The sequence below is a fragment of the Flavobacterium sp. genome, from assembly GCF_017985075.1.
In the GTDB taxonomy this organism is placed as follows: Bacteria; Bacteroidota; Bacteroidia; order Flavobacteriales; family Flavobacteriaceae; genus Flavobacterium.
Window position 1 is genome coordinate 1 of record NZ_JAGNYF010000078.1, and the last position, 6137, is coordinate 6137.

General features: G+C 31.1%; 6 protein-coding genes. 2 read left to right on the forward strand and 4 right to left on the reverse strand.

Annotation, left to right across the window (positions count from 1 at the left end; translation table 11 throughout):
- The coding region (locus KA468_RS10170) for a S41 family peptidase (RefSeq protein ID WP_291242827.1) at window positions 1-1601 on the reverse strand (1601 nt) is incomplete at its 3' end.
- Window positions 1602-1735: 134 nt separating this feature from the next.
- Here KA468_RS10170 and surE point away from each other — a divergent pair.
- Entirely contained in the window at window positions 1736-2491 is a 756-nt protein-coding gene (gene surE / locus KA468_RS10175; RefSeq protein WP_291242828.1) for a 5'/3'-nucleotidase SurE, read from the forward strand.
- Window positions 2492-2535: 44 nt separating this feature from the next.
- Here the strand turns inward: surE and KA468_RS10180 are convergent, their stop codons facing one another.
- The 3 genes from KA468_RS10180 to KA468_RS10190 all read right to left on the reverse strand — a co-directional run bounded on the left by KA468_RS10180 (window position 2536) and on the right by KA468_RS10190 (window position 5656).
- Complete coding sequence (locus tag KA468_RS10180) at window positions 2536-3570, reverse strand: LacI family DNA-binding transcriptional regulator (RefSeq protein ID WP_291242829.1); 1035 nt, start codon at window positions 3568-3570, stop codon at window positions 2536-2538.
- Window positions 3571-3708: 138 nt separating this feature from the next.
- On the reverse strand, window positions 3709-4134 hold the full coding sequence (locus tag KA468_RS10185) for a hypothetical protein (protein WP_291242830.1): 426 nt from the start codon (window positions 4132-4134) through the stop codon (window positions 3709-3711).
- Window positions 4103-5656: a hypothetical protein gene (locus tag KA468_RS10190; RefSeq protein ID WP_291242831.1), complete on the reverse strand. Its 1554-nt coding sequence runs from the start codon at window positions 5654-5656 to the stop codon at window positions 4103-4105. The genes KA468_RS10185 and KA468_RS10190 overlap by 32 nt, the downstream gene beginning before the upstream one ends.
- A gap of 213 nt (window positions 5657-5869) precedes the next feature.
- Between KA468_RS10190 and rplM the strand changes: the two genes are divergently transcribed.
- The coding region (rplM, locus tag KA468_RS10195) for a 50S ribosomal protein L13 (RefSeq protein ID WP_291242832.1) at window positions 5870-6137 on the forward strand (268 nt) is incomplete at its 3' end.

A 6137-nucleotide genomic window follows, 5' to 3' on the forward strand; every position in this document is an offset into this window, starting at 1 on the left:
TATTGATTACCACGAACAAATTCGTTTAATTCAAATACATTCTGAACTGTTCCTTTTCCGTATGATTGTTTACTTCCAATAATAATTCCTCTATTATAATCCTGAATTGCAGCTGCAAATATTTCTGAAGCTGAAGCCGAATAGTTATTAATCATAACTACTAAAGGGCCATCCCATTGTACTTTAGGATCTGAATCTGGCAAGACTTGAGCTTTGCCTCCAGCAGGTTTTACTTGAACTACAGGTCCTTTATCTATAAACAAACCTGTCATTTTAACTACCGTTTCTAAAGATCCACCACCATTGTCACGTAAATCCATAACAATTCCTTGCACATTCATTGCTTTTAATCTTTCGACTTCAATAGCTACATCTTTAAAAGCATCTCGGTTGGATTTGTTTTCAAAAGATTGATAAAATTTCGGTAAATAAATCACCCCAAATAATTTACCATCTTTTTCCACGACTGTAGATTTAGCAAACGTTTCTTCAGTTTCAACTTCGTCCCTAACTATTGGAATTACTTTTACAGAACCGTCTACTTTTTTAACAGTAAGTTTTACCAAAGTACCTTTAGGTCCTTTTATTTTCTTAATTACATCGTCTAAACGCATTCCTGCAATATCAATTGGTTGCTCATTTGCTTGAGCTACTTTAATAATAATATCACCTTGTTCTAATAATTTACCACGCCAAGCAGGACCTCCGCTTATTAGTTCTGACACTTCAATGCCTTCATTTTTCTTTTGTAAACGCGCACCAATTCCTTCAAATTTTCCACTCATACTTACATCAAATTTTTCTTTATCTTCTGGAGAAAAATAATACGTATGTGGATCGTATTGCGTTACAATAGCATTAATATAAACCGTAAACCAATCCTCACGAGTGAGTTCAGCAATGAAACTAAAATTATTATTCAAATTACTTTCAGTAGTTTTTCTTGCCGTTATTTCTAATTCTTCAAATGATTTTGGTTCGGTTTTTTCAACTGGTTTTTCTTCTTTAGCAGCACTCGATTCATCTATAATCCCAGACTTTAAAGCGTTTTGAATGTCTTCTTTGTCTGTAATATCACTCAAAACGGCAAGTTCTAATTGCTTTCTCCAACGCTGATCTAAATCTTTCATAGTCGCAGCATACGGCAGTTTTTCATAATCTACATTGATGGTTTCATTGTCGTTTAAATCCAAAGGTTTTGAAAGAATACTTGTATAAATTACTTTCGATTCTTTCATTCTTTGCATTAATCGTTTATATGTTAAATCAAAAAATGACAAATCTTTGCTGCGAATCATGTCATCAATAGCCAATTCATATTTTTGAAATTCAGCAATATCTGATTGAATAAAATATCGCTTCGTAGGGTCTAATGATTCAATATAAGAAGCATACGCCTTTTTTGAAAATTCATCATTTAATTCAATAGGTGAAAAATGGCCTTTTTCTAACACAAAAGACAACAGTTCAATTAACATTTTATCTTTATCGTCGCCAGTTACTTTTTTTGAAGGAATAAAGCTCCACAATCCAGCAACTACTATCCCAACAACCAATAAAACTTTATAATTTCTTTTCATAAATTCTATACTTTTTTTCATTTTTAACCTCTAAAATCGTGCCAAATAATTACTGTATTACTTGCTACAAAAACAAGATAACAAATTTAATATTTTAATCTGCAAATAAATCATAATTTATAATAAATTAGCAAATAATTTAACACAATTTTAAAATGAAAAAAATTCTGGTTACGAATGACGATGGAATTGCTGCTCCAGGTATAAAAGCATTAACAGAAGTCATGCATGAATTAGGTGAAATTTATATCATTGCTCCAGATAGTGCACAAAGCGGAATGGGTCACGCCATAACCATAAATAGCACATTAGAATTGAAGCATATTCCTAATTTCTTAGGTACAAATAATGCATATAGTTGTTCTGGAACACCGGTAGATTGTGTAAAAATGGGTGTTCACGAAGTAATGAAAAGCAAACCTGATTTGTGCGTTTCTGGTGTCAATCATGGATCCAATTCTTCTATAAATGTAATTTATTCTGGTACGATGAGTGCTGCTGTAGAAGGCGGTATTGAAGGCATTCCGTCTATCGGATTTTCTTTATGCGATTACAGTTGGGATGCAAATTTTGAATACATCAAACCTTTTATTAAAAAAATAGTTTTAGAGGTTTTAGAAAACGGCTTGCCTGAAGGTGTGGTTTTAAATGTAAACTTTCCGAAAACAGACCAAATTAAAGGAATAAAAATTTGTCGTCAAGCAAAAGCCACTTGGGAAGAAGAATTCGACAAACGCACCAATCCAATGGGAAAAGAATATTACTGGTTAACCGGAAAATTTGTAAACCACGATAATGGTGAAGATACGGACGAATGGGCGTTAGCTAATGATTACATTTCCATAGTTCCCGTTCATTTTGATTTGACTGCATATCACGCTATGCAGCAATTAAATAGTTGGGATTTATAGACTTTAAACAAGTTTTCTGAAAAAAATCCTACGATTCTATAGGATTAAGAAAGTTTTCTAACCGATTCTCTTTTTCTTAATTCCGTTTTAATAACCACGGTTTCGAATATTTTTTCAGATTCAGAATCTGGAATTTCTTCAATGCGTTTGATAATTAATTCGGCTGTTTTTTGACCAATTTCTGGTGCGTGTTGGCTAACAGTAGATAAGCTTGGCGTCATTCTTCTTGACCATAATCCATCTGCAAAACCAATAATTGAAATATCATTTGGGACGTGAAAACCATTTTTTAAACAAAATTTCATCGCAGCAACAGAAGCATATTCATCAACTGCAAAAATAGCATCTGGTTTTTTATCTAAAATAAGTGTGCCCATTTTTTCATCAAAACCTTCATCTGAATCGGTCAACAAAGCTAAAGTTGTATCAAATTTCTTGTTATTCTTTTGCAGCGCTTCTTTGTATCCGTTTTCTCTTAATTTTCCAACGCTCAAATTATTGATTGAAGAAAATAATGCAATTTTTTTACAATCTGTATCTATTAAATATTGCGTCGCTTCTACTGCAGAGTCAAAATCGTCTACAATAACTTTATCGCATTTTAATTCTGGTGCAATTCTATCAAAAAGAACAATTGGAGTTCCATCACGCAATACATTATATATATGTGTAAAATTATTTTCTTTTTGCGTTTCTTCAGCCAAAGCTAAAATAAAACCATCAATGGCTCCATTATCCAACATTTCAATCATCTGTTTCTCTTTTTCCAAAGATTCATTAGACGTACATGTTATTAAATTATACCCTTTTTCGTTAGCATATAATTCAATTCCAGAAAATACTTTTGCAAAAAAAGGGTTTAAAATATTTGGTAGAATAACACCTATAGTATAAGAGCGCTGATTTTTTAGATTTTTAGCAATACTATTTGGCTTATAATTTTTAAGTTGCGCAAACTCTTTAATCTTAATTTTAGTTAGCTCGCTAATTTCTGGGCTGTTACTTAATGCCTTTGATACTGTAGAGGTAGAAACGCCTAATTCTTTGGCTAATTCTTTTAATGTGGCTTTAGATTTCATTTTTATACTATTTCAAATTCAAAAGTACACCATTTTAGTGAGTTTTAAAAAACACAGTCTTTTTTTTGCGTAATTTTTTTTAAATAAAAACAAAAAAACCTCCAAAAAAAATATTTTTGGAGGCTAAATTAATTAAAACTAATTGCAAACGGTTGCTGCTGCAACTTCTTCTGCATCTATTAAATATAATAATGTGTTTTCGCTATTATTATACATATCGGTTGAAAAATTGTCATATAATCTTCCGTCAAAAATTTTTGGAAAATTCACTAAACAAATATTGTCTGTAATAAATTTAATAGTTATTTCGTTTCTACCTGTAAAGTCCTCACAAATACCACCGCCACTTACGCTTAAGCATTTACTTAAAAATTCTTTTTCTTGATTTGGATTTAGAGAATAAGTTTGTACAACTTGTGTTGCTTTATCTTTTATATATATTTCGATATTTTGAGAAGTTGTATTTCTAAATTTGTAGTATGTTGTAGCACTACCATTGTCTTCTTTCTCACAAGAAAAAAAGAAAATAATACTAATTCCAGTAATTAAAAGTACTTTCCACATATTGTTCCGTATTGTTATCATGATCATTAATTATATTAGTTTTCCATTCATTCCAAGTTTTCCCTAGGGAATTTTCTATTTGTTTAATAGTATAATCTTTTGTGTTTTCAAATAAAAGTCCACTGTAGCCATACTTATTATCATTATCAATTAAATCTCTAACAACCAATGTATAATTGGGTAAATATTGACCAGTATAATAATCAGGATAAACCATTTTTGTTAATGACCATTGCACTCCTTTCGCCCAAGATTCTATTACCTTGGTGTCTGTATTTCTAAACTTTACTTTATTTGCTGAAAAGTGTGATGAATGTGCTAATTCATGAATTACTGTACCATAAACATCAAAACTATCATTTTGAGGATTATAAACTCTGATTTTATTAAAAACACCGAAAGGGTTAAAATAATTTGAAGTGTGGCTAGCATTTATGGATGAATTTGGTTCAAATTTTGCGGCTATTTTCATTTGAGGGTTCCAAAAGCCATTTTGATGTGGTCTGTTTAATTGATGAATATATTTATAATAATAATGGTGTGCGGCACGATGTATGTGTCCGTAATATTCATCATGTGTTCCATTTGTAATTATGTAATTCCAATCTTGATTTTTTAAATTTGGACCTCTACGTTCCGCTTGTCCTCCAGAACCAGACCTAATACTATATTGATATCTTTCCCATTGCAATATATATCTTGCGTGCCCTCGCACAGTACCTGTCTGAAAATATCCATTAGCTCCTGTTATACCACTATCAACAGTAAACCATTGACGCATTAAAATTTTAGCACCTTCTAAGGGAATTTCTTTGTAAAGATCATCCCATATTCTAATAGTTCCTTTTGGAGTCCACCTTCTTCCAAAAAACCAACGTTGAGTAGCGGTAGAACCAGGTTCTAGAACTTCATCTTCGTTATTAGTTTGTACAAATGCGTTAAAAATTAAATGATTAAATAAATCTGTTTTATTGTTTATTTTATCATTTATCAAATATTTTTCAATTTCTTGTGTGTTTGCAAAATAAATATCTTGCTCAGGTATATACAATTGCTCCAATGTCTCATAAGGCACATTTGGAAGTGCTTTGTCAATTGGAATTGCCGTGTAATATTCTGGAATACTATCCCCAGTTACTGGTCTGTTTTCTAAAAAACTACTTTTATATTCTACATCTAATCTATAATCAAACAAATACATTGTAGAATCTGCTTTTAGCAATCCTTCCTCTTCTTCATTTCTCGGTTTAAATTTTATATACAAATGCGAAGCGTTTATTTGAAAATTCTCAGCACTTAAATAACTACTTGATTTGTCCTTGTTTTTAATAGTATTTAATGCCAACCTCATGTTCTCAAGAGAATAAGGATTCTCTAGTATTAAAGAATCACCAGCAAAAGTCCGCATAGTTTCAGCGAAATTTGTTTTTAAAACACTCCCGTCTTCAATTTTTGTTATATCTTGGTCGCTACAAGAAAATAGTACTGTGGTAATAAACAATAAAATTAACAGTTTTTTCATAATCAAAAAGTTTAAAATTAAGAATATAAACTTAATAAATTAAGAATTCTTTTGCAAGAAAAATTTAATTTATTTTGAAAGTATAGATTAAACCTCTACTCATTAAAAGAAAATTAAACTATTATTTGTAATTTTAATAAATAATTGTACTTTTGCACCCCTATTCCCTAAGTTTGGGAATAGGAATGGAATGTTTAATTAAAAATTAGTATTGTGAACACATTAAGCTACAAGACAATTTCGGCAAACAAAGCTACTGCAGACAAGCAGTGGATTGTTGTAGATGCTGAAGGTCATAACTTAGGTCGTTTTGCTTCTAAAGTAGCTATGCTATTAAGAGGTAAGTACAAGCCGAGTTATACGCCGCATGTTGACTGTGGAGATAACGTAATTGTTATTAACGCAGAAAAAATCAATCTTACTGGAAACAAATTGGATGAAAAAACGTACATCCGTCACACAGGTTATCCAGGAGGACAAA